The 22,735-nt window shown below is 67.8% G+C and carries 22 protein-coding genes and 2 tRNA genes; 8 read left to right on the top strand and 16 right to left on the bottom strand.

Annotated features, from left to right (window positions below):
- The first annotated feature begins 44 nt into the window (after window positions 1–44).
- Window positions 45–1,034, top strand: coding sequence for a DUF389 domain-containing protein (locus tag E3O60_RS04690; RefSeq protein ID WP_198415688.1), 990 nt, complete (start codon window positions 45–47; stop codon window positions 1,032–1,034).
- A gap of 53 nt (window positions 1,035–1,087) precedes the next feature.
- On the opposite strand, the gene E3O60_RS04685 is transcribed toward E3O60_RS04690, so the two are convergent.
- The 5 genes from E3O60_RS04685 to serS form a co-directional block, all read right to left on the bottom strand.
- A tRNA-Ser gene (locus E3O60_RS04685) sits at window positions 1,088–1,178 on the bottom strand.
- 92 nt (window positions 1,179–1,270) lie between these two features.
- Window positions 1,271–2,548, bottom strand: coding sequence for an LCP family protein (locus E3O60_RS04680; RefSeq protein WP_241993206.1), 1,278 nt, complete (start codon window positions 2,546–2,548; stop codon window positions 1,271–1,273).
- Between the two features lie 42 nt (window positions 2,549–2,590).
- Window positions 2,591–2,675, bottom strand: a tRNA-Ser gene (locus E3O60_RS04675).
- A gap of 152 nt (window positions 2,676–2,827) precedes the next feature.
- On the bottom strand, window positions 2,828–3,640 hold the full coding sequence (locus E3O60_RS04670; protein ID WP_134497278.1) for an HAD family hydrolase: 813 nt from the start codon (window positions 3,638–3,640) through the stop codon (window positions 2,828–2,830).
- Window positions 3,637–4,902, bottom strand: a complete 1,266-nt coding sequence (gene serS, locus E3O60_RS04665) for a serine--tRNA ligase (RefSeq protein WP_088454914.1) — start codon at window positions 4,900–4,902, stop codon at window positions 3,637–3,639. Before serS ends, E3O60_RS04670 begins: the two co-directional genes overlap by 4 nt.
- Before the next feature lie 49 nt (window positions 4,903–4,951).
- On the opposite strand from serS, the gene E3O60_RS04660 reads away from it, so the two are divergent.
- Complete coding sequence (locus tag E3O60_RS04660) at window positions 4,952–5,995, top strand: diacylglycerol kinase family protein (protein WP_174776284.1); 1,044 nt, start codon at window positions 4,952–4,954, stop codon at window positions 5,993–5,995.
- 4 nt (window positions 5,996–5,999) lie between these two features.
- Here E3O60_RS04660 and E3O60_RS04655 read toward each other — a convergent pair whose 3' ends face one another.
- Window positions 6,000–6,536 (bottom strand): hypothetical protein, encoded by a 537-nt coding sequence (locus tag E3O60_RS04655; RefSeq protein ID WP_088454913.1) that lies wholly within the window; start codon window positions 6,534–6,536, stop codon window positions 6,000–6,002.
- Entirely contained in the window at window positions 6,533–7,477 is a 945-nt protein-coding gene (gene pheA / locus E3O60_RS04650) for a prephenate dehydratase (protein ID WP_088454912.1), read from the bottom strand. Before pheA ends, E3O60_RS04655 begins: the two co-directional genes overlap by 4 nt.
- A gap of 36 nt (window positions 7,478–7,513) precedes the next feature.
- Here pheA and pgm point away from each other — a divergent pair, with 36 nt between their 5' ends.
- On the top strand, window positions 7,514–9,130 hold the full coding sequence (pgm, locus tag E3O60_RS04645) for a phosphoglucomutase (alpha-D-glucose-1,6-bisphosphate-dependent) (protein ID WP_088454911.1): 1,617 nt from the start codon (window positions 7,514–7,516) through the stop codon (window positions 9,128–9,130).
- A 15-nt stretch (window positions 9,131–9,145) separates the two neighbouring features.
- Here the strand turns inward: pgm and E3O60_RS04640 are convergent, their stop codons facing one another.
- Together E3O60_RS04640 and E3O60_RS04635 are read right to left on the bottom strand one after the other, a co-directional pair.
- On the bottom strand, window positions 9,146–9,826 hold the full coding sequence (locus E3O60_RS04640; RefSeq protein ID WP_166788953.1) for an amidase domain-containing protein: 681 nt from the start codon (window positions 9,824–9,826) through the stop codon (window positions 9,146–9,148).
- A gap of 224 nt (window positions 9,827–10,050) precedes the next feature.
- Window positions 10,051–10,908, bottom strand: a complete 858-nt coding sequence (locus E3O60_RS04635) for a D-alanyl-D-alanine carboxypeptidase family protein (RefSeq protein ID WP_241993205.1) — start codon at window positions 10,906–10,908, stop codon at window positions 10,051–10,053.
- 93 nt (window positions 10,909–11,001) lie between these two features.
- Here E3O60_RS04635 and E3O60_RS04630 point away from each other — a divergent pair, with 93 nt between their 5' ends.
- Window positions 11,002–11,697, top strand: a complete 696-nt coding sequence (locus tag E3O60_RS04630; RefSeq protein WP_088454908.1) for an NAD(P)H-binding protein — start codon at window positions 11,002–11,004, stop codon at window positions 11,695–11,697.
- Between the two features lie 57 nt (window positions 11,698–11,754).
- Here the strand turns inward: E3O60_RS04630 and E3O60_RS04625 are convergent, their stop codons facing one another.
- The 3 genes from E3O60_RS04625 to E3O60_RS04615 all read right to left on the bottom strand — a co-directional run bounded on the left by E3O60_RS04625 (window position 11,755) and on the right by E3O60_RS04615 (window position 15,125).
- The gene (locus tag E3O60_RS04625; protein WP_088454907.1) at window positions 11,755–12,666 is read right to left on the bottom strand and encodes a carbohydrate ABC transporter permease; all 912 of its coding nucleotides are present in this window, start codon (window positions 12,664–12,666) and stop codon (window positions 11,755–11,757) included.
- Complete coding sequence (locus E3O60_RS04620; protein WP_088457800.1) at window positions 12,663–13,715, bottom strand: carbohydrate ABC transporter permease; 1,053 nt, start codon at window positions 13,713–13,715, stop codon at window positions 12,663–12,665. Before E3O60_RS04620 ends, E3O60_RS04625 begins: the two co-directional genes overlap by 4 nt.
- An 81-nt stretch (window positions 13,716–13,796) precedes the next feature.
- The gene (locus E3O60_RS04615; RefSeq protein ID WP_088454906.1) at window positions 13,797–15,125 is read right to left on the bottom strand and encodes an ABC transporter substrate-binding protein; all 1,329 of its coding nucleotides are present in this window, start codon (window positions 15,123–15,125) and stop codon (window positions 13,797–13,799) included.
- A 261-nt stretch (window positions 15,126–15,386) separates the two neighbouring features.
- Here E3O60_RS04615 and E3O60_RS04610 point away from each other — a divergent pair, with 261 nt between their 5' ends.
- Entirely contained in the window at window positions 15,387–16,415 is a 1,029-nt protein-coding gene (locus E3O60_RS04610) for a LacI family DNA-binding transcriptional regulator (protein ID WP_088454905.1), read from the top strand.
- Window positions 16,416–16,433: 18 nt separating this feature from the next.
- Here E3O60_RS04610 and E3O60_RS04605 read toward each other — a convergent pair whose 3' ends face one another.
- Complete coding sequence (locus E3O60_RS04605; RefSeq protein WP_088454904.1) at window positions 16,434–17,360, bottom strand: LLM class F420-dependent oxidoreductase; 927 nt, start codon at window positions 17,358–17,360, stop codon at window positions 16,434–16,436.
- A complete protein-coding gene (locus E3O60_RS04600) occupies window positions 17,357–18,262 on the bottom strand; it encodes a site-specific DNA-methyltransferase (RefSeq protein ID WP_103478745.1) in 906 nt (301 codons plus the stop codon). Before E3O60_RS04600 ends, E3O60_RS04605 begins: the two co-directional genes overlap by 4 nt.
- A 34-nt stretch (window positions 18,263–18,296) precedes the next feature.
- Here E3O60_RS04600 and E3O60_RS04595 point away from each other — a divergent pair, with 34 nt between their 5' ends.
- Window positions 18,297–18,617: a GNAT family N-acetyltransferase gene (locus tag E3O60_RS04595; RefSeq protein WP_241993204.1), complete on the top strand. Its 321-nt coding sequence runs from the start codon at window positions 18,297–18,299 to the stop codon at window positions 18,615–18,617.
- A gap of 42 nt (window positions 18,618–18,659) precedes the next feature.
- Here E3O60_RS04595 and E3O60_RS04590 read toward each other — a convergent pair whose 3' ends face one another.
- A complete protein-coding gene (locus tag E3O60_RS04590; protein WP_088454901.1) occupies window positions 18,660–19,709 on the bottom strand; it encodes a biotin/lipoate A/B protein ligase family protein in 1,050 nt (349 codons plus the stop codon).
- A gap of 9 nt (window positions 19,710–19,718) precedes the next feature.
- Window positions 19,719–20,648 (bottom strand): alpha/beta fold hydrolase, encoded by a 930-nt coding sequence (locus E3O60_RS04585; protein WP_134481263.1) that lies wholly within the window; start codon window positions 20,646–20,648, stop codon window positions 19,719–19,721.
- Between the two features lie 162 nt (window positions 20,649–20,810).
- On the opposite strand from E3O60_RS04585, the gene E3O60_RS04580 reads away from it, so the two are divergent.
- Together E3O60_RS04580 and E3O60_RS04575 are read left to right on the top strand one after the other, a co-directional pair.
- Window positions 20,811–21,332 (top strand): MarR family winged helix-turn-helix transcriptional regulator, encoded by a 522-nt coding sequence (locus E3O60_RS04580; RefSeq protein WP_134497276.1) that lies wholly within the window; start codon window positions 20,811–20,813, stop codon window positions 21,330–21,332.
- The gene (locus tag E3O60_RS04575; RefSeq protein WP_165787867.1) at window positions 21,329–22,720 is read left to right on the top strand and encodes an MFS transporter; all 1,392 of its coding nucleotides are present in this window, start codon (window positions 21,329–21,331) and stop codon (window positions 22,718–22,720) included. The genes E3O60_RS04580 and E3O60_RS04575 overlap by 4 nt, the downstream gene beginning before the upstream one ends.
- The last annotated feature ends 15 nt before the right edge of the window (window positions 22,721–22,735 follow it).

Below are 22,735 nucleotides of genomic sequence, written 5' to 3'. Positions count from 1 at the left end.
TGCCCCGCCTACCGTCGGGTTCGCACGAGGGCTAGGTTCGCAGCGTGGCCGACCGATTCAACACCACCGAGAGCATGCGCGACTCCGTCTTCTTCGACGGGCCGGCGTCCAGCGCGCGGTACTCCAGATTCTGGATGCTGCTGGTGCTCGCATCGATCATCGCCTCGGCGGGCATCGTGGGCGATTCCACCGCCACGGTGATCGGCGCGATGATCGTCGCTCCGCTGATGACGCCCATCCTCGGCACGATGCTCGCGACGGTGCTCGGCGACAGGACGAACCTCATCCGCTCCCTGGTGTTGGTGCTGGGCGGCGCCGCCGCCGCCGTGGTGATCGGCTTCGCGGTCGGCCTCCTCGTGCAGACCGACGTGCTCGCCAGCACGAATGCCCAGGTCTCGGCCAGGGTGAATCCCCGTCTGATCGATCTGCTGGCCGCCCTCGGCACCGGCGTCGTCGGCTCGGTGGCGCTGGTGCGCCGGGACATCTCCGATACGCTGCCCGGCGTCGCGATAGCCATTTCCCTGGTCCCGCCGCTGACCGTGGCCGGCCTGGTCCTCGAGTCGGGCTCCGTCCCCCAGTTCCTGGGGGCGCTGCTGCTCTTCGTCACCAACGTCGTCGCCATCCTCGGCACCGGCATCGTGGTGATGTCGGTCTACGGGGTGAGCCGGCTCACTCGCCGGAAAGCACCCGGCGACACCGGGGCGCCCGGCCTGCTGCGCCCGGTGGCCGTGCTCGCCGTGATGCTGCTGCTGATCGGCATCCCCCTCACTCTCACCAGCGTCGAGGTCACGGCCCGCAGCAACGTGGAGGGTACCGTGCAGACCGTGGGCGAGAAGTGGGCCGCAAGCGTCGGTTGGACGGTCACCGGCGTCTCCACCCGAGGCGCCGAGGTGACCCTGCGGGTGGTGGGCGCACCGCCGGTGCCCGACACCGCCGCGCTGCAGGCCGCCCTCGCGGCGGCGGGGATCCATCCCGAGAGGGTGACCGTCGATCTGACCCCGGCCACCATCGTGAAGCTCTCGACAGTTCCCTGAGCGGAACGCAGAAAAGCCCGCCTGACCGGGGGTCTGGCGGGCTTTTCAAAGAGCGGAGACGGAGGGATTTGAACCCTCGGTGCCCTGTGAAGGGCACTCCACCTTAGCAGGGTGGTGCACTAAGCCGGGCTATGCGACGTCTCCCGGATGCCTGCTTGCGCAAACACACATCCACCATACTAACCGCACCACGACGTCAGTTTGAACACCATCCCCACGGGCCGGTGCCGACGGTGCTACTGGTCGGCCAGAGTGCGCCCGGCCGAGCAGGTGTACTGGGACGCGTCCTGCCCGTAAACATTGCTCGGCAGCGCCTCTTCGGTGGTGGCCGGATCGGTCGCGGCGGGATCGGTCGGCGCGGGCACGGCAGGGTCAACCGGCTCAACGGGCGCTTCGGTCGCCCCGGCGGCAGGGTCTGCCACGGAGCGGAAGTCGGCTTCACCGGGTGCCAGGGTCGGCGAGGCGTCGGCGAGGATGGACGCCATCAGATCGTCGGCGGCGGACTCGTCGGGTTCGACGCCCCCGTCGACGTTGTAGACCGGGTACTGCACGAACACGACCTTCTCCAGCGGAATGTCCTTGAGCGCCATCGCGATGGAGACCATCGTGTCCATGCTCTGCAGCGAGGTCGACAGCTCCATATTGTCCACGGCGGCCTTGGCGATCGAGTACAGCTTGATCGGGTCGCTCAGCGTCTCGGCGCTCTTGAGGGTGCGCACGAGCGAGGACAGGAAAACCTGCTGGTTGCTGATACGACCGAGGTCGCTGCCGTCGCCGACGCCGTAACGGGTGCGCAGGAACTGCAGTGCCTCCAGGCCCTTGAGCTCGTGCTCGCCGGCCGCGAGGTCCAGGTCGGTGTGTTCGTCGACGATGGGCTCCGCGATACAGACGGGCACCCCGCCGACGGCCTCTGACATGGCCGCCACGCCGTTGAACTGCACGACGGCGGCGTACTGGATCGGCAGGCCGGTGAGTTCCTCGACCGTCGACACCGTGCAGTTGAGCCCGCCGTAGCTGAGGGTGGTATTGATCTTCTGGCTGCTCATGGCCGAGTAGGTTTCCCCGTCGGGGCCGGTGCACTCCGGGATGGGCACGTAGGTGTCCCTGGGGAAGCTGACCACGGTGGCACTGCTGTGGTCTTCGGCGATGTGCAGCAGCATGGTGACGTCGTTGAGGACCGCGGTCTCTTCTTCGGGATCGCCGTAGCCGCCGCCCTGGCCGACACGGCTGTCGCTGCCGACGAGGAGCAGGTTGGCCCCGCCGTCGATGGAGCTGATCTGCGGGATCGGACCAGCGGTCTCGCTGTCCAGGCGGATGGGTTCCTTGACGCTGGTGGCCACGTTGAGGGTGGCGAGGGCCGCGACCGAGACACCGCTGACCATGACCACGGCGAGGGCGGCGGCGAGCACCTTGGCGATGTTGGCGAATGCGTTGGACCGCTTGAGCCTGCCGTGCCGGGCGATCGGGCTGGTCTGCTTCGATCGTTTCGAGCGGGGGCGCAATTGGTCGCTCACGCAGATCCTTTCGTCGTTATGCAGGTGCAGCGCCTCGCGGCGCGGAGGGCGTGGGATTCGAACCCACGAGACATTTCTGCCCACCAGTTTTCAAGACTGGCTCCATCGGCCGCTCGGACAGCCCTCCCGATTCAACGCGGGACCGCCCCGTGACGGGCCGGATCCAACATCGAACTTCGCCCGATCTTAGCCGATCACGGAATAAGTAGCCTGACACGCGAAACTGGCAACGCCCTGCACGGCGGCCGACCCCCGCGAATTACCGTGTGTACTGGAGTGCTAGAGGCTGCTCAGGACCACGGCCAGGCCGTCGTCCTGCACGCTCACGGTGAGCTCGCTGGCGGCCTCGAGGACGTCGTCCGGGGACTGGCCCATGGCCACACCGCGGCCCTCCGCGCCGGCCCAGAGCAGCATGTCGATGTCGTTGCGCCCGTCGCCGACGGCCATCACCCGGCTGCGTGGGATGCCGCACTCGGCACGCACCCGCTCCATGGCGGTGGCCTTGTTCACACCGTCGGGGGCGATATCGAGCCAGGCGGTCCAGCCGATCGCGTAGCTCACCCGGTTCAGACCCATCTGCTCGACCACCGCGAGGAAGTCCTCCATGTCGTGGTCCGGCGAGACGACGACGACGCGGGTGGCGTCGTGGCGCAGCAGCTCGTCGAAGGCGACGTGCTCACTGTCGATGCCGATCGTGGCGTCGGGGAACACCTCCGTGTACCGGTAGAAGCCGTGCTCGTCCTCGACCGCGTACCGGGCATCCGTGAGGTGCGAGCGGATGGAGAGCAGCACGTCGCTGGGGTCGAAGGTTTCGACCCATTCGCGGCGGTACCCGGTCGGGGAATCCGCGTCTCGGTGCAGCGTGATGGCGCCGTTGGAGCAGACCACGAATTGCGGCGTGATCCCGAGACGCTCGAGCACCGGGAGGGTGGCGGCGGCGCTTCTGCCGGTTGCCAGCATGATCTCGTGGCCCGCCTGGTGCACCCGGCGCACTTGGCGGATCACGGCCTCGCTGATGGTGCCGTCCTCGTGCAGGGTGGTGCCGTCGATGTCGAGGGCGACCAGCCAGGGCGCGTCGGTGGTGGGGCTCATCGGATGGGTGTGAGGACGTCGAGCCCGCCGAGGTAGGGGCGCAGTGCTTCCGGCACGAGAACCGAACCGTCGGCCTGCTGGTGCGTTTCCAGGATGGCGACGATCCACCGGGTCGTGGCGAGGGTGCCGTTGAGGGTGGCGACCGGGGCGGTCTTGCCCGACTCGGTGCGGTAACGGATGTCGAGGCGCCGGGCCTGGAAGGTCGTGCAGTTGCTGGTGCTGGTGAGCTCCCGGTAGGCACCCTGGGTGGGCACCCAGGCCTCGATGTCGTACTTACGAGCGGCGCTGGAACCCAGGTCGCCTGCGGCGACGTCGATCACCCGGTAGCTCAGGCCGAGGGCCTGCAGCATGCCCTCCTGCAGGGCGACGAGGCGGTTGTGCTCGGCCTCGGCATTTTCGGGCAGCACGTAGGTGAACATCTCGAGCTTGTTGAACTGGTGCACCCGGATGATGCCGCGGGTGTCCTTGCCGCCCGACCCGGCCTCGCGGCGGTAGCAGGTGGACCAGCCGGCGTAGCGCAGCGGACCGTCGGACAGGTCGAGGATCTCGTCGCTGTGGTAGCCCGCGAGGGCAACCTCGCTGGTGCCGGTGAGGTAGAGATCGTCGGCGGGCAGGTGGTAGATCTCGTCGGCGTGCTCGCCGAGGAACCCGGTGCCGTCCATGATCTCCGGGCGCACCAGGGTGGGCGTGATCATCGGGATGAAATCGGCCGCGAGAGCATGGTCCAACGCCATGTTCATCAACGCGATCTCGAGCCGGGCGCCGATGCCACGCAGGAAGTAGAACCGGGCACCGGAGACCTTGGCGCCGCGGGCCATGTCGATGGCGCCGAGCATCTCGCCCAGTTCGAGGTGGTCGCGGGCCTCGAAGTCGAAGGTGGGGATCTCGCCGTGGGTGCGCAGGGTGGCGAAGTTGTCTTCGCCGCCGGCGGGCACGCCGTCGATGATCGGGTTGGCGATGGTGCGCATCACGCTCGTGAAACGCGCCTCGGCCTCCGCGGCGGTCACTCCGGCCGCCTTGACCTCCGCGGCCAGGCTCTGCGCCTGGGCGACCAGGGCCTTCTTCTCGGCGGGCGGCGCCTGTGCCACGGTCTTGCCGAAGGCGTTCTGCGAGGCACGCAGCGCCTCGAAGGTGGTGATCGAGGATCGCCGGTCGGCGTCCGCGGCGAGCGCGGCGTCGACGGCCTCGACAGAGTCGCCCCGCGCCTCCTGCGATCGCTTGACGAGGTCGGGATTTTCGCGTAGCAGCACCGGATCAATCACTCGGTCAGTCTACAAGCGCCAGCCGTTGCCCCCTTGCTAGCCTGAGCGGGTGCCAGCCTCCAGTTCCGGACCCAGCGACATCCCCTCGAGTTTGCGCCGTGCCGCGGTGGTCTACAACCCCGTGAAGACGGATGTCGACAGGCTTCGCCTCGGCGTGAACACCGCGGCCGCCGCGGCGGGCTGGGCCGAACCGCTCTGGTTGGCGACCTCCGTGGCCGACCCCGGCCAGCGGGTCACCCGGCAGGCGCTGCGCCAGGGTGTGACCATGGTGCTCGCTGCGGGTGGCGACGGCACCGTGCGGGCGGTGGCCGAAGCGCTGCGTGGGTCGGAGGTGAGCCTGGGCATCCTGCCGGTGGGCACCGGCAACCTGCTGGCCCGCAATCTGCAGCTGCCCCTGAACAGCCTCGACGACGCCATCAGCATCGCCTTCGGCGGGGCCGACAAGGCCATCGACCTCGGCGTGGCCTCGGTCACCTACGCCGACAACAGCATCAACGACCACGTCTTCCTGGTGATGGCCGGGCTCGGCCTCGACGCCCAGATGATCGCCGAGACGCGCCCGGACCTGAAGAAGCAGGTGGGTTGGCTGGCCTATGTGGATGCGGGGATGCGCGCCATCCCCAAGGCCGAACCGTTCCGCATCCGCTACAGCCTGGGCACCCGCAGCGAGCACCAGGCGCTGGTGAGCACCATCCTGATCGCCAACTGCGGGGTGCTGCCCGGAAACATCCAGTTCCTGCCCGACGCCCTCCTCGACGACGGCGTCCTGGACATCGCCGTGTTGCAGCCCAAGGGTGTGCTCGGCTGGCTCATGATCTGGCGACGGGTGACCTGGCAGAACGGGGTGCTGCGGCGCTCCGCCGTGGGCCGGCGGATCATCGAGCTCACCGATACCGACAGCGAACGTGCGATGACGACGCTGGTCGGCACCGACATCCGGATCGTGCCGGACCACCCGCAGCAATTCGAGCTGGACGGCGACGAATTCGGGCTGGTGACAAGCGTGTTCCTCCGGGCGGATGCCGGTGCCCTGCTGGTGCGGGTACCGGCCGGCTGGCCGATGCCGACGGACGGATCCGCGGGAGTCCGGTGAGCCGTCAGAGGCCCTGGGCGCTTCGGCGCCGGCGAGCCCGCCAGCCCCAGGCGTGCCAGAACAGCAGGCCACCGAGAATCACGATCCCGCTCGAGATCAGGGGTGGCGCGACCAGGTAGCTGAACTGTTGGAGGACGAACGCGACCGGCGGTTCCCCGTTTCCCGTATACGAATTGTTCCCGAACATTCCGCTCACGGCCTGCCACTGCAACACCATGCCACCCGCCGGAAGCGCGAGGGCCACCACCCAGAGCAGCGCGATGTACGGGTTCCACCTCGAGGGCTCCAGCTCGTCCTGGAAGGTGTCGCCGTCGAAGGCCAGGGCGTCGAGATCGTCGAATGCATCGTCGGTGCCGACGACGAGGTCCTCGAACGGCGCCGCGGCTCCGCCGGCCGCGGCGGCAGGTTTCGCCGGCGACGCGCCGATCAGCCCGGGGCGAGCGGCGGGCCGGGGTGGATCACCGGGCTGGTAGCCGCGTTGAAACCTGGCGTCGTGCCGCGGGTCGAACGCCGGCCGTTCGGGCCCCCCAGGCTCGGTCACGCTGTCGGCTCCCCCGAGACCAGACCGCGCAGCCAGTCCCTGGCTTCGATGAAAACACCGTCGTCGTACCGGTCGGTGAACACATTGGCCGCTTTGTCGGCTCGCGGATACGAACCGAGGAAGATCACCTTGGGGCTGAACCGGCGCAACCCCAGCAGGGCGTCCGCCACCCGTTCGTCGAGGATGTGCCCGTCGGCGTCAATGACGAACCGGTACCGGCCGAGGGAGTCACCGATCGGCCGGGACTGGATCAGGCTGAGGTTGACGCCGCGGGTGGCGAACTGCTCGAGCATCTCCAGCAGGGCGCCGGCCCGGTCCTCCGGGAGCTCCACGATCACGCTGGTCTTGTCGGCGCCGGTCGGCTCCGGGATCACGGTGGTGCGTCCGACGAGCACGAACCGGGTGACGGCGTTGGGGTTGTCACCGATGTTGCGGGCGAGCACCACCAGGTCATGGTGCTTCTCGATACCGGGCGGCGCGACGGCGGCATCCGCTGGTCCCGGCTCGAACAGGGCGGCGGCGGCGGAGACATTGCTCGACGAGGGGATGTGCCCGTGCCTGGGCAGTGTCGTTTCGAGCCAGCTGCGGCACTGCGCGTAGGCCACCGGATGCGCGTTGACGATCTTGACGTCCTCGAGGGCGGTTCCGGGCCTGGCGACGAGCACAAAGTTGACCGGAACCAGGTATTCGCCGATGATCCGCAGGTTCGGCACGCTGGCTAGGGCGTCCTGGGTGGCGCTCACCCCGCCGTCGACCGAATTCTCGATGGCGATCATGGCGGCGACGCTGCGCCCGCTCACGACGTCGGCGAAGGCCTCCCCCACGTTGTTGACCGCGCGCCACGGCAAGCCCCTGGCCTGGGGAACCTGGGCGAGGGCGGCCTCGGTGAAGGTTCCCGCCGGCCCCAGGAAGCTGTAGTGCACATCGGGAGTCTCTGGCATGGCTCACAGCCTAGTTGGAGTGCAAGACTGGGCACTATGAACGCACGCGCAGGCACCCCGGCCCAGAAATCCGATCTGATCGACGTTGAGGCCCTCATCAGGGCGTATTACGACCTCAAGCCGGATGTGTCGGTGCCCGCCCAGCGGGTTGTCTTCGGCACTTCCGGGCACCGCGGCAGTTCGCTGAACACCGCGTTCAACGAGAACCACATCCTCGCCACAACGCAGGCGATCGTGGAGTACCGCGCCGCCCAGGGCATCACCGGCCCGCTGTTCATCGGCGCCGACACCCACGCCCTCAGCGCCCCGGCCACCACCACGGCCCTCGAGGTGCTGGTGGGCAACGGCGTGCGGGTGCTGGTCGACGAGTTCGACGACTTCGTGCCCACCCCGGCACTGTCGCACGCGATCCTCGCCTACAACCGGGCCGGACACGACGACCAGGCCGACGGCATCGTCGTCACCCCGAGCCACAACCCGCCCATGGACGGCGGCTTCAAGTACAACCCGCCGCACGGCGGACCGGCCGACAGCGACGCCACCTCCTGGATCGCCAATCGCGCCAACGAGATCATCGCCGACGAGATGCGCGCCGTGCTCATGGCCGAGCCCAGCGCCGTGGAGACCTACGACTTCCGCGGCCAGTACGTCGACGACCTCGAGAACATCATCGACATGGCGGCCATCAAGAAGAGCGGCATCCGTATCGGCGCCGACCCGCTGGGCGGCGCGAGCGTCGGCTACTGGGGCGCCATCCGCGACCGCTACGAGCTCAACCTCACCGTGGTCAACCCGCTGGTCGACCCGACCTGGGCGTTCATGACCCTGGACTGGGACGGCAAGATCCGGATGGACCCGTCCAGCCCCTCGGCGATGGCGTCGGTGCTGGCGCACAAGGACGACTTCGACATCCTCACCGGCAACGACGCTGACGCCGACCGGCACGGCATCGTCACGCCGGACGCCGGCCTGATGAACCCCAACCACTTCCTGGCCGTGGCCATCGAATACCTCTACAGCCACCGCGACGGCTGGCGGGCGGATGCCGCGATCGGCAAGACCCTGGTCTCCTCCACCATGATCGACCGCGTCGCCGGTTTCCTCGGCCGTGAGCTGTGGGAGGTCCCGGTGGGCTTCAAGTGGTTCGTGCCCGGCCTGATCGACGGCTCGGTCGCCTTCGGCGGCGAGGAGAGCGCCGGCGCGAGCTTCGTGCGCTTCGACGGCACGGTCTGGACCACCGACAAGGACGGCATCCTGCTGGCCCTGCTCGCTGCGGAGATCGTCGCCGTGACCGGCAAGTCGCCCAGCGTGCGGTACGCCGAACTGGCCGAGCACTTCGGCGCCCCGGCCTACGAGCGCATCGACGCCGTCGCGACGCCGGCGCAGAAGACCGCCCTCGGCAAGCTCGACGGCGCAGCAATCACCGCCACCGAGCTCGCCGGCGACAAGATCATCGGCGCGCTCAGCAACGCCCCGGGAAACGGCGCGGCCATCGGCGGAGTGAAGGTCTTCACCGAATACGCCTGGTTCGCCGCCCGCCCCAGCGGCACCGAAGACGTCTACAAGATCTACGCCGAGTCGTTCAAGGGCCCGGAGCACCTCAAGCTGGTGCAGATCGAGGCCAAGGCCATCGTCGACGCCGCGATCAGCTAGCCCGCGCTCGGTGGGCTACGGGATGCTCCAGTAGTACGCGGTTCCGCCCGGGTGCTTCTCGGTGATCGCGAAGTCCACCGAGAGGTAGTCGGTGTCGTCGGTGTGCCCGGCGTAGTAGATCACGATGTCGTCGCCGGCGCCCTCGATGCGGGAGACGACGGCGGTGTGGTCACGGTCGCCCGTGTTGTCCCAGTCGAACTGGACGACATCACCGAGCTTCACCTGATCGCGCTGGTCGTCGGTCAGGGCGGTGGCCCGGCCGGAGTCCGCGAGGTAGTTCATGAACGCGGTCGAACTCACCCACGGTGAGGAGAAGTCGAAGTCGGAGCCGGTTCCGCTGGTCCACCAGGTCTCGTCCATGGCCCAGCCCCTGGCCACCAGGGACTGACTGGTGAAGTTCACGCAGTCGTTTCCGGTGACCACACCGTACTGGTCGGTGTTGTAGTCCTTCCAGTGCGCCAGCGCGTAACTCAGCTGAGCCTGCACGGCGGGGTCAACGTCGACGGGCGCGGCCGTCATCGCCGGAGTCTCGCGCGGCGCGGTCTCGACCGTGGCAGCGGCGTCCGCCGCAGTGGAACCGCGCTGAGCCGAACCGGTTCGATCCACGCCGGACGTCGCCAGGGCCACGGTTCCCACGGCGAGTCCGCCGAGGATCAGGGCGATGACCCCGATTCGTGCTGGTCGAGCTACAGCCACAACTACCTCCATTCGGGGGGGNGGGGGGGGGGGGATCTCAAGCCAACCACACTATTTGGTGAAGAGTCTGGGACCGGACCGGCCACCGATCTTCGGGCGGTGTTGTGAGCGTGCCAGGCATAGTAGACCTCATCGCGGGCAGGGTGTTCTCGACCCGCGGACCGTGAGCGTCGGGGCCCCCGAGGCTGTGAGGGTGGCGTGTGAGTGGAATTCAGCCGAGGGCTTTAGCCGTAGGACGGTGCGGCCGGTAGGCCGAAGAACTCCTCGAGCGTGGTGACGCCCTGGTCGTGCATTTCCGTGGCCAGGTCGATCCCGACGTACCGGAAGTGCCAGGGCTCGAACTCGTAGCCGGTCACCGGGGTCTTGTCGGCGGGGTAGCGCAGCAGGAAGCCGAATCGCCACGCGTTTGCGGCGAGCCACTGGCCGTGTGGGGTGTCGGCGAAGCACGCGTTGAGTGAACACTGCCCGGGCTGGGCGCTGATGTCGATCGTGAGACCGGTCTGGTGTTCACTCGTACCCGGCCGCGCGGTACTCAAGTCGGCACCGGCCTGACCGAGGTTCGCGAGATCGTTGTTGTAGACCCGCGTCTGCGCGTCGAAGCTGCGGTACGCGCTCTGCGATTGCAAGGCCAGGCCGGTTTCGGCCGTGAAGGCGGAGAACAGGGCCACGACGGCGTCGGAGGCCTCCTGCCGCAACTGCGGGGGGTTCGCGAACGGGATCGGCACATCGACGAGGTCGTCGGGAGCGTAGTCGGTGGGGTTGAGCGGGCGGAGCTTGTCAACGACCACCCAGATGCTGTTCGGGTCGTCGATCGACCGGGCAGCGCGGTCGAAGGTGGGCGCCGGAGCCGGGTCAGGCGAGGCCGACGGCGACGGGCGCGGTGGTTCGGTCGGCGTACTGGCCGACGGGCCGGGCGATGCGGATGTGGTCGGCGTGGTCTCGCTCGATGCGGCGCGGCCGGTGTGCTGGCCCAGGATGAGGGCTCCACCACCGGCGACCAGCAGCAGTGCGGCGGCGGCCGCGACGAGTGCGCGTCGACGGCGTACGCGCGGCGACGCCCCCCGGCGCGATTGAACTGACACGCTGCCGAGCATATCCTGCGCTGACGCCACTCCCCGGCATCGGCATCATCGCCGCCGGGGAATTCCAGCGCCCCGTAGTCTGTTTCACCCCGTATGCGAATTGTTATAGCAGGAGCACACGGAAAAATTGCACGGTCCCTCACCCGGGAGTTGACCCTCGACGGACACACTGTGATCGGGCTGATCAGGAACGCTGAGCAAAAGGAAGACCTCGTCCTCGATGGAGCCCAACCGGTTGTCCTCGATCTCGAGAACAGCTCGGTCGACGCCGTCGCCGAGGTCATGGCCGACGCCGACGCCGCGGTCTTCGCGGCCGGCGCGGGTGCGGGCAGCGGCGACGCACGTAAGAACTCGGTCGATCTGGGGGCTTCGGTGTTGTTGGCGGATGCCGCCGAATCCGCCGGGGTGCGCCGGTTCGTACAGATCTCCTCCACCGGAGCGGATCTGGTGCGTGACGGAGCCACCCCCGACAGCGTCCCCGCCGACTTCGTCGCCTACCTCCAGGCCAAGCTCGGCGCAGAGGAAGACCTCGCGGGCAGAGACCTCGACTGGACCATCGTGCGGCCGGGCACCCTGACCGATCACGACCCCATCGGCTCGGTTCGGCTTGAGCGCACGGGACCCGACGAGAGCGGAACCGTGCAGCCGGAGACCCAGGGCAGCGTGCCCCGGGCCGATGTGGCAGCGGTGCTGGCCGAGCTGCTCCGCACCGGAGCAGGCAGCCACACGGTGCTGCACCTCATTTCCGGCCCGACCCCGGTGGCGAAGGCCGTGGCCGTCTTCGCCTGAGACACCACACACGTCGCTCCCCTGACCGATTCAGGGGAGCGACGTGAGGCGGCTGGATCAGCCCTTGACGGCGCCCGCCATGATGCCGGAGATGAGCTGCTTGCCCGCAAGCACGAAGAGCACGAGCAGCGGCAGTGTTGCCAGCACGGCACCTGCGAGCACGACCGAGTAGTCGATGTATCGTGCGGACTGCAGCTGGCTGAGAGCCACCTGCAGGGTCGGGTTCTGCGGCGAAACGATCATCGGCCAGAGAAAGTCCGTCCACGCCATCATGAAGGTGAAGAGCGACAGGATCGCCATCGCCGGACGGGCGGCGGGAACCGCGACGTTCCAGAACGTGGTGATCATGTTCGCGCCGTCGACGCGGGCCGCCTCAATGAGCTCGTCCGGAATCACGTCGACGAGGTACTGGCGCATGAAGAACACGCCGAAGGCCGTCACCAGGGTCGGGACGATGATCGCGCCGATGGAGCCGGTCCAGCCGAACTCGCGCATCAGGATGAACAGCGGAATGATGCCCAGCTGGGTGGGGATCGCCATCGTCGCGACGACGAAAACCATCAGCCCGTTGCTGCCACGGAACTTGAGCTTGGCGAACGCGTACCCGGCGAGAGTCGAGAACGATACGACGGACACGGTGATGATCGTCGACACGATCACGCTGTTGAGCAGGGCCTGCCAAAACGGAATGGTGTCGAAGACTGCGGCGACGTTGGTCCAGAACTGCCCGCCAGGAAGAAGCGGCGGCCAATCCTGGGACAGCACAGACGACGGGCTCGCACCGACGACAACGGACCACCAGAGCGGGTAGGTTCCGCCTGCGAAGAGCGCGATCAGGATTCCGTAGGTAAGGAAGCCTGGACGACGGTCGATGCCGAGGCCTTTGTGCTTGGTCTTGCCCCGCTTGACGGTGACCGTCTGACCCGGTACCTCCGGGGTGGTTTCTGGGCGGGCGATGGTGTCGGTCATGCTCGGGGCTCCTTCGCGCCGTTTCGGAGCGTGCGGCGAACCGCGCTTTTGTTGTTCTTCGCGTCGGACCGGCTGTCTGCCGTGGCGATCCGTTGCGAGATCAGGTAATTGAGCACGCCGAACGCCACGATGATGACGAACAGGATCAGGGCGATCGCCGAGGCCTTGCCGAAGTTCTGGCGCTGGAAGGCCATCTCCCACAGGTAGAGCACCGTGGTCTGGAACTGTCGGTGCGCACCACCGGCCGTGGAGCTGGTCGCGTCGTACAGGCGCGGCTCGGTGAAGATCTGCAGCCCACCGATGGTCGCCGTGATGATGACGAAGATCATGGTGGGGCGGATGCTCGGCAGGGTGATGGAGAAGAAGCGGCGGACAAACCCGGCGCCGTCCAGGGCGGCGGACTCGTGGATGTCCCGCGGCACCGACTGCATGGCGGCGAGCAGGATCAGGGCGTTGTAGCCGGTCCAGCGCCAGTTCACCATGCCGGCGATGGCCAGGTGGCTGGGCAACACATCGGTCTTCCAAAGGATCGGGTCCACGCCGACGAAGCTGAGCAGGTGGTTCACCAGACCGCTCTGCTCGCTGAACATGCTGGAGAAGATGAGGGCGACCGCGACAGGGGTCACGACGTAGGGAATGAGGATGCTCATGCGCCAGAAGGTCTTGGCGCGCAGGTTCTGGTCGAGGATCGCGGCGATGGCCGTGGCCACCACGAGCTGCGGAATGCTCGAGAGCAGGAAGATACTCATGGTGTTGAACAGTGAATTCCAGAACAGGGGGTCACTGAGCTCTGCGGCGTAGTTGTCGAAGCCGACCCACTCCCCCGGCCCGCTCAGCAGATTCCAGTTGTTCAGGGACACCACAAAGGTGTAGACGAGAGGGAACAGGCCCACCAGGCCGAACAGCACGAAGAACGGTGCGACGTACAGGTAGGGCGAGACTTTCACATCCAGGCGGCTCAGCCGGTGCTTGTAGGTGAGGGCGCTCGCGCGGCCGGGACGCTTGAGAGGCGCGGGAGCGCTGGTCTCTGGTTCAAGTGTGCGTGTCATGGTGACTTTCTGCATTCGAGCCGGGCTTCCGGTGCCGCGTCGCGGCGCCGGAAGCCCGGCAAGAGCGGATTGGTGCTGCTACTACTTGTTGACGATGAGCTGGTCGAACAGGGTCATGGCGTCGTCCCATGCCTTGTCGCCCGCGACACCCTGGTCGAGCGCGATCGCGGACGGGCCGAAGACCTGCTCCTGGATCGTGGAGTCATCCGGACCCTTGAACTGGGCCTTCACGCCGTCGGCACGCTTGGTGAGGATTTCAGCGATCGGCGCGTCGTTGAAGAACGCGGAGACTCCGGTTGCCTCAGACAGTGCGGGGTCCGTCTGTGCAGCGGTGACGCTGGGGAACGGGCCCTCGGCCTTGAACTCGGCGACCTGCTGGTCGGCCTCGGTCAACCAGGCAGCCAGGTCCGCGGCTTCCTGCGGGTGCTTGGACTGCGTCGGGACGGTCAGGAAGGTTCCGCCCCAGTTGGTCGCTCCGCCGGGGAACACGTCGGCGAAGTCCCAGCCGGCCGTCGCGCCGGTGGCGTCGCCGCCGGCGGTCTCGACCTGGCCCTGAACGACTCCGAGCATCCAGCCCGGGCACATGAAGGTCGCGAAGGTTCCGTCGGTGAACGACGAGCCCTTGTTCCAGTCCCACTGAGCCTGCTTGCCGGAAAGGCCGGCCGCGTTGGCGTCGGCCAGCTGCGTCCAGGCCGCCTTCAGCTCGGCGTTGTCAACAACGTTGAGCTCGCCGTCGGCGGTGTAGTAGCCCTCGTCCATCTGGTTCACCATGGAGTTCCAGATGAAGCCGGACTGGTCGAACCACGCCTTGCCGGTGGCCTCCTGGTACTTCTTGCCCAGGGCGAAGTAGCTTTCCCAGCTTGCGTCGTCGCCGCCGAGAAGCGTGGCTACTTCGGCACGGTCGGTGGGCAGCCCGGCGGCTTCGAAGGCTGCGCTGTTGTAGCAGAGTCCCTCCGGGCCGATGTCGGTGCCGTAACCGATGATGCGTCCTTCAGCGTCGGTGCCCTGTTCGAGCTTCCACGGAACCCAGCGGTCCTTGATGTCGTCGGCGCCGTATTCCGACAGGTCGACGAACTGGTCGGAGACGGCCATGATCGAACCCAGCCAGCCTTCCTCGACGGCGACAACGTCCGAGAGGCCGCTGCCGGCGGCAATTTTGGTGAAGGCATCCGTGCGAGCGTTGCCACCCGTGTCGATGTTGTTCGCCTTGATGGTGATGCCGGGATTGGCTGCCTCATACTCGGCGTACAGGTCAGCCATACCCATGCTGCCGAACGTGGTGACGGTCAGCTCGATGTCACCGCCGGAGGCGCCGTCGGTGCCCGCCGACGAACAGCCTGTGGCGATGAGGGCGAAGGATGCGGCGCAGGCTACTGCGGCGCCAACCTTGGTGCGTTGTGAGAACTTCACTTTCACTCCTTTGTGTGCGTGTGCTTGTGCGATTGCAAGACATACGTGCGGGAATGAGAGCGCTCTCATTCAAACGTGAGAGCGCTCTCATCAATCACCGTCACCATAGAGCAGGAGAAGCAGGCTTGTCAATACGACCACGACGTACCGGTGATTTGACGGCGCGTCGTGACCTCGAACGGGGGCGCTGAAGGGCGGCCTGGGCACGGGCGCACCGGATTCACGCGGGACCAATGGCCCGAGCGCAAATAGACTGACCCCATGACAATGGGAATCCGGAGTGCGCGTCCGCCCCAGCCGACCCTCGAGATGGTCGCCGCGGCGGCCGGAGTCTCCAGAGCAACGGTCAGCCGGGTTGTCAACGGCTCCCCCAAGGTCAGGCAGGAGGTCGTCGATTCCGTCAACGCCGCGATCGAACAACTCAACTATGTACCCAACCGCGCCGCCAGGTCACTGGCCAGCCACCACACCCAGTCGGTCGCCCTGGTCGTGCCGGAAGACATGACCAAGTTCTTCGGCGACCCGTACTTCGCCGCCGTCGTGCAGGGCATCACTCAGCGCCTGGACGAGAGTGACTACACGCTCAACCTCCTCGTCGCGTCGAGCGACCCCCGGCACAAGACCATGCGCTACCTGCGCTCGGGTAACGTCGATGGAGCCATCGTCATCTCGCACCACACCGGCGATGATTTCGTGGCGAACCTGGAGACCACCATGCCCGTGGTCTTCGGTGGCCGACCCACGAACCACTCCGGCCCGGATAATTACTTCGTGGACGTCGACAACGTGGCCGGCGCCATCAGCGGCGTGCAGCATCTCATCAACCTCGGCCGGCACCGCATTGGCACCATCACCGGACCGGTCGACATGCCCGCCGGCATCGACCGACTCAATGGCTTCCGGCACGCACTCGCGGCCGCCGGGCTCGAGTCAGATGCCGTGGAGCACGCCGACTTCACGGCCGCGGGCGCCGCCGCGGCAACTCGCCGTCTGCTTGAACACAGCCCGCACGTGGATGCCTTGTTCGTCGCGAGCGACCTCATGGCCGTGGGCACGATGGGGGTCTTGGCCGAACAGGGCCGCTCGGTGCCCGGCGATATCGCGGTGGTCTCGTTCGACGACAGCCCGGCCGCCACCTCCGGTCCGATCTCGCTGACCACGGTGAGCCAGCCATCGAAGGAGATGGGCTTCGCGATGGCGGACCTGCTCTTGCGCCTGCTCGCCGGCGACGAGACCGTGCCGCACCATAACTTCATGCCGACGCGCTTGGTGCTTCGCGACTCGGCCTGAGCCGCCCAGGTCATCCGTTCAGTCGAGCTGCGGCATAACCTCTCTGGCCAGAAAATCAAGGTGCTCGAGGTCGGCCAGGTCCATGATCTGCAGATAGACGCACTCCACGCCGTCGGCGGCGAGGGCTCCCAGCCTGTCGACGACCTCACCGGTGGTCCCGGCGATCCCGTGCTCGCGGAGTTCGGCGGGCTCCCGGCCCACGGCGGCAGCGCGTCGGGCGAACTCGGCCTCGTCGGCGCCGGCCACCGCGATCAGCGCAGTCGAGTAGACCAGTTCCTGCGGGTTGCGGCCGATGGCCTCGCAGGCTGCGCGCACCCCGGCGAACTTGGCGGGGATGTCGGCGAAGTCGGGGAAGGGCAGGTTGAATTCGGTGGCGAACCGCGCGGCCATCGCCGGGGTGCGCTTGGCTCCGCCACCGCCCACGATCACCGGCACGCGGGACTGCGTGGGCTTGGGCAGGGCGGGAGAGTCGACGAGGGTGTAGTGCTCGCCGGCGAAACTGTAGGTCTCACCGACGGGCGTTCCCCACAGGCCGGTGATCACTTCGAGCTGCTCCTCGAGCATGCCGAACCGCTTGGCCGGGAAGGGGATGCCGTAGGCCAGGTGTTCCTGTTCGAACCAGCCGGTGCCCAGGCCCAGTTCCACGCGGCCGCCCGACATCTGGTCGACCTGGGCGACCTGGATCGCCAGGACCCCCGGCGGACGGTAGGTGACCGAGGACACCAGGGTGCCGAGGCGGATGCGCTGCGTCTCGCGCGCCAGTCCGGCCAGGGTGGTCCAGGCATCCGTCGGCCCGGGCAGCCCGGAGACGTGATCGCCCATGGCGAGGTAATGGTCTGAGCGGAAGAAGGCGTCGAAGCCGAGAGTCTCGGTGGCCTGCGCGACCGCGAGGAGGTCGTCGTAGCTGGCGCCCTGCTGGGGCTCGGTGAAAATGCGGAGTCTCATGCTCCCAGTCTTGTCTCCAGCTCGGCGTCGACGAAATCCACACCGGGCAGGGCGCCGAGCCTCTCGTGCATCACCGCGAGCGACTCCGGGTTCTGGTCGATGAGAAGGAACTTGCGCCCCAGGGCAGCCGCGACGGCACCCGTCGTGCCGCTGCCGGCGAAGAAGTCCAGCACCCAGTCGCCCTCCCGGCTGGAGGCTTGGATCATGCGCCGCAGGATGCCGACCGGCTTCTGGGTGGGGTAGCCGGTTTTCTCCTTGCCCGTGGGCGAGACGATGGTGTGCCACCAGACATCCGTGGGCAGTTTGCCCTTGGCCACCTTCTCGGGGGTGACCAGGCCCGGCGCCATGTAGGGCTCTCGGTCCACGGTGCTGGAGTCGAAGTAGTAATCCTTGGGGTTCTTCACGTAGACCAGGATCGTGTCGTGCTTGGTGGGCCAGCGGTTCTTCGATTTGGCGCCGTAGTCGTAGGCCCAGATCAGCTCGTTGAGGAAGCAGTCCCGGCCGAAGAGAGCGTCGAGGAGCACCTTGGCGTAGTGCGCCTCACGGTAGTCCAAGTGCAGGTAGAGGGTGCCGTCATCGGCCAGCAGGCGCCAGGCCTCGATCAAACGGGGCTCCAAGAACGCCCAGTAGTCCTCGAACTGGTCGTCGTAGCCGAGCAGATCGCCCTTGATGCGCTCGTAGCGCTGGCCCTTGAACCCGGTGATGGTTCCGGTGGCGTGGGCGCCGCTGGCCAGGGTGCTCCGCACCGAGGTGGTCGACTGCCGCTTCTGGCTGCGGCCGGTGTTGAACGGCGGGTCGAGGTAGATGAGGGTGAACGCGCCGTCGGGCAGCGTCGGCAGCACAACCAGGTTGTCCGCCTCGATGACCCTGCTGGGAGAGGACTGAGTCCACGCGTTTGGCATTCCCTCATTCTGTCAGTCGGCTTACGCTGTTCCGATGACAAGTGAAGAGATGACCCGTGCCGACAGCACCGCGCACATCAGGCACGAACCGGACCTCTCGCGCTACACGCTGTGGCAGGACGGCGAGCCGGTGGGCCTGGCCGACTACAGGCTGGCGGGCCAGTCAGTGACCTTCACCCACACCGAGGTCGACCCGGCCAAGCGCGCACACGGGCTCGCAGGCTTCCTCATCGAGCAGGCGCTCGACGACGTGCGCACGCGCACCGACCTCACCGTGGTGGCGGCCTGCCCGTTCGTCGCGGACTGGATCGACCAGCACGCCGAATACCAGGACCTGCTCATCCGCGGCACCTGATCCTGTGCTCGCCAGGCGCTGTGCTGGCCAGGGCCGTCCTGGTTAGGGCACGCGGCCGATCCAGGCGTCGGTGCTGAACTTGCTCTCCACCAAGTCGGCGGCCTTGGCGTATTCCTCATCGGTGATGTCGCCGGGTTTCGCCCCGTACAGGCTCGTGAAAGTCTGCTTCATGCGGTCGATGATCTCGGCGCGGCTGAGCCCGGTCTGGCTGCGGAGCGGATCCACCCGCTTGGCGGCGCTGGTGATGCCCTTGTCGCTGAGCTTCTCCCGGCCGATGCGCAGCACCTGCACCATCTTCTCGCCGTCCATGTCGTAGCTCATGGTGACGTGGTGCAGCACGGCGCCGCTGCCGAGGCGCTTCTGGGCCGCCCCGCCGATCTTTCCGGTGGGGCTCGTGATGTCGTTGAGCGGCTGGTAGTGCGCGTCGATGCCCAGTGACTTGAGCGCCGTGATGACCCACTCGTCGAGGAAGGCGTAGGAGTCGGCGAAGCTCATACCGTGCACCAGCTCGGTGGGAGCGTAGATCGAATACGTGATCACCGAACCGGCCTCCATGAACATGGCGCCGCCGCCGGAGACCCGGCGCACCACCGTGAAGCCGTGCTTTTCGGCGTTGACGGGGTCGACCTCGTTCTTCAGCGACTGGAAGCTGCCGATCACGACGGCCGGTTCATTCCACTCCCAGATGCGCAGGGTGGGGCTGCGGCGGCCCTCGCCGACCTCGACGGCGAGCACCTCGTCGAGAGCCATCTGCATGACCGGGGGCACGGCCTTGGTGTGGATGATCTGCCACTCATAGTCCCGCCACCCGCTGGCGTGGGCGAGCGAACGACGGATGGCGACGGCGACCGACTCCGGAGAGAACCCGAGCAGGGTGGCCTGGGGCGGCAACGCGGCCCGCACCGCGGCCGCGATGGTGGCCGCGTCGCTGTCGGCGGCGAGGCCGTTCACCGCTGCGTTGATGTCCTCGAGGGCGTCGTCCGGCTCGAGAAAGAAATCACCGGCCAGGCGAAAATCGGTGATGAGATTGTCGACGACATTCAGATCGACCACAACGAGTTTGCCGCCTGGAACCTTGTATTCACCATGCATGTGATCAGCCTAATCGTCGGCAGCGGACTCGGAGACGGCGGCCGGGAGATGCGCGTCGAGCCAGGCGACCAGGTCGGCCAGCACCTCGTCGCGGTTGATCTCGTTGAGGACCTCGTGCCGGGCGCCGGGGTACACGATCAGGCGCACATCCCGCAGGCCGGACCGGCGCCGGAAGGCGTCCACAAGCTTGCGGGCGCTGCGTTCCCCGCCCACGGGGTCGTCGCCGCCGACCTGGATGAGCACGGGCAGGTCCGCGGGGAGCCGCCGGGCGGGGCGACCGAGGATGCGGGCGGCGTCGCGCAGGCCGAACAGCTTGGCGAGCGGCACGCTCGTGGTGAGCGGGTCGGCCACAAAAGCCGCCGCGACCGCCGGGTCCCGGCTGAGCCACTCGGCACCGGTCGAGCCGAGGTGCTTGTGCCTGGCGTTGAGATCCCCGCTGTTGAGGTAGCCGGGCCAGCGGTAGGCCGTGCCGGTGAGCACGACCGCCTGGTAGTCCTGGGGATACCGGTTGAGGATCATCTGCGCCATGAAGGATCCCCAACTGTGCCCGAGCAGCACCAGCGGCACCGGCTGTGCCTGCGGTTGCCCGGTCTGCGCAGCCGGTCCCTCGCCCCGCGCAACGGTCTGGTGGCGGGTGGCCTGCCGGATCACGCCGGTGAAGGCGTGCACGGCGGCGACGGCCGCGCGCAGACCGCCGACGCCGAGCCGACCGAGCTGGCCGACGTCGCCACCGTGCTGCAGCATCCCGGTCTGGCCGTGCCCGCGGTGGTCGTCGGCGTAGACGGAGTAGCCGGCCGCGTTGAGCGCGCGGGCCACCTCCCGGTAGCGCAGGGCGTGTTCGCCGACCCCGTGCACGAGCTGCACGATCGCGCGCGGGTTGTCGACCGGCCAGGCGTAGTAGACGATCGGGACGCCGTGTTCATCGATGAAGGTGGGCACGGGCTTATTCTGCCGTACCTGTTGCCCGTGCGGACATTTGCGCCCGGCGTACCGGGCGCAAATGTCCGCTTCGGGAACAGTCGCGGCGATTCAGTGGCGATTCGGCGGCGATTCGGCGAGCTGGGAATCATTAGCATAGCTAATTTGTTAGGCTAAGTAATCATGTCAGAGAGCCCCATTGCGCCCAGTCCCCCCGCACCCGCACCCGCACCCGCACCCGCACCCGCGCCAGCGCCGGCCCCCGCGGCGGCGCACACCAAGCGCCGCTCCGTCGCCGAGTTGAGCCACGACTTCAGGCTCGCCAACGGCCGACTGGCCCGCCGGGTGCGCCAGGAGCAGGCCGACAACGAACTCACCAGCGGCCAGTTCTCGGCCCTCGGCGCTGTGTTCAGACTCGGCCCGATGACCCTGAGCGCGCTCAGCGAAGAGGAACGGGTCACCCCGCCCTCGATGAACCGCACCGTGAACGCCCTCGTCGAGGCCGGCCTGGTCAACCGCGCCGGCTCCGCCGAGGACGGCCGCAAGGTGGTGCTCACCGTCACCGACACCGGGATGACCCTGGTGCGCGAGACCCGCCGCCGCCGAGACGACTGGATAGCCACGCGCATCCTGCGGCTCACCCCCGAACAACGCCAGATCCTGGCGTCCGCCACCGAAATCATGAAGGAGCTCGCCAACAGTTGAGTGCAATGTTCCGCTCCCTGAGCGTGGTCAATTACCGGATCTGGTTCGCCGGCGCCCTGGTGTCCAATGTGGGCACCTGGATGCAGCGCACGGCCCAGGACTGGATCGTGCTGACCCAGCTCACCGACTACAATGCCACCGCAGTGGGCATCGTGATGGCCCTGCAATTCGGGCCGCAGCTGGTGCTGATGCCGTGGTCGGGCCTCATCGCCGACAGGTTCGACCGCCGCAAGCTGCTGATGCTCACCCAGGCTCTGATGGGCGCACTCGCCCTGGGCCTCGGCCTGATCACCATCACCGGCGTCGTCGAGCTCTGGCACGTCTACCTCTTCGCCCTCGGCCTGGGCATCGTTGCCGCCATCGACGCGCCCGCCCGGCAGACCTTCGTCTCCGAGCTGGTGCCGGACGACAACCTCTCGAACGCCGTGGCGCTGAACTCGGCCTCGTTCAACGGCGCCCGGCTGATCGGCCCCGCCGCGGCCGGCCTCCTCACCGTCGCCGTCGGCGCCGGCTGGGTATTCATGATCAACGCCGTCACCTTCGCCTTCACCGTCGCCGCCATGACGCTGCTGCGCACCAAGCAACTCCGCAAGCAGCCCCGCGCACCGCGGGAACGGGGCCAACTCATGGCCGGCTTCCGCTATGTCTGGCATCGGCCCGACATCGTCGCGGTGCTGATCACGGTGTTCCTGGTGGGCACATTCGGCTTCAACTTCGCCATCTTCACCTCCACCATGGCCACCGTGGAGTTCGGCATGGGCGCCAGCGAGTTCGGCATGCTCAGCTCGATCATGGCGGTGGGCAGCGTGGTCGGCGCCCTGCTCTCGGCCCGGCGCAGCCGACCCCGGATGCGCCTGGTGGTGGGCGGCGCGTTCTTCTTCGGCCTCACCTGCGCCATCGCCGCCGTGATGCCCAGCTACATCACCTTCGCGATTTCGCTCGCCTTCGTGGGCCTCACCTCGCTGACCCTGATGACCACCGCGAACGCCTACGTGCAGACCACCACCGAGCCGGCCATGCGCGGCCGGGTGATGGCGCTGTACATGGCCATCTTCGCCGGCGGCACCCCGCTCGGCGCTCCACTGGTCGGCTGGGTCGCCGACCAGTACGGCCCGCGCTGGGCCATCGGCGTCGCCGCGGTCTCCGGCCTCCTCGCGGCGGCGGCGGTGCTGTTCTGGATGATCAGGTACCAGCGCCTGCGGGTCCGCATCCGCCCCCGCACCTCACCGCGCACCGCGCGGCTGCACGTGCGGCACCGCGGCGACGGCCATCCGCTCACCTCGGCCATCCGCATCGTCACGGCGAAGGCCGATGCGGCACGGCAGGACCGCGACCGGGAGACGGCCACCCGCGAGATCGCGGTCGTCGAGGCGACTGCTCCACGCTGACCCAGGGGGTGCCGC

This window comes from Cryobacterium sp. TMB1-7 (assembly GCF_004402435.1).
GTDB lineage: Bacteria > Actinomycetota > Actinomycetes > Actinomycetales > Microbacteriaceae > Cryobacterium > Cryobacterium zongtaii.
The sequence above is the reverse complement of the archived record's forward strand: the minus strand, read 5'-3'. Positions and strand labels throughout refer to the sequence as shown.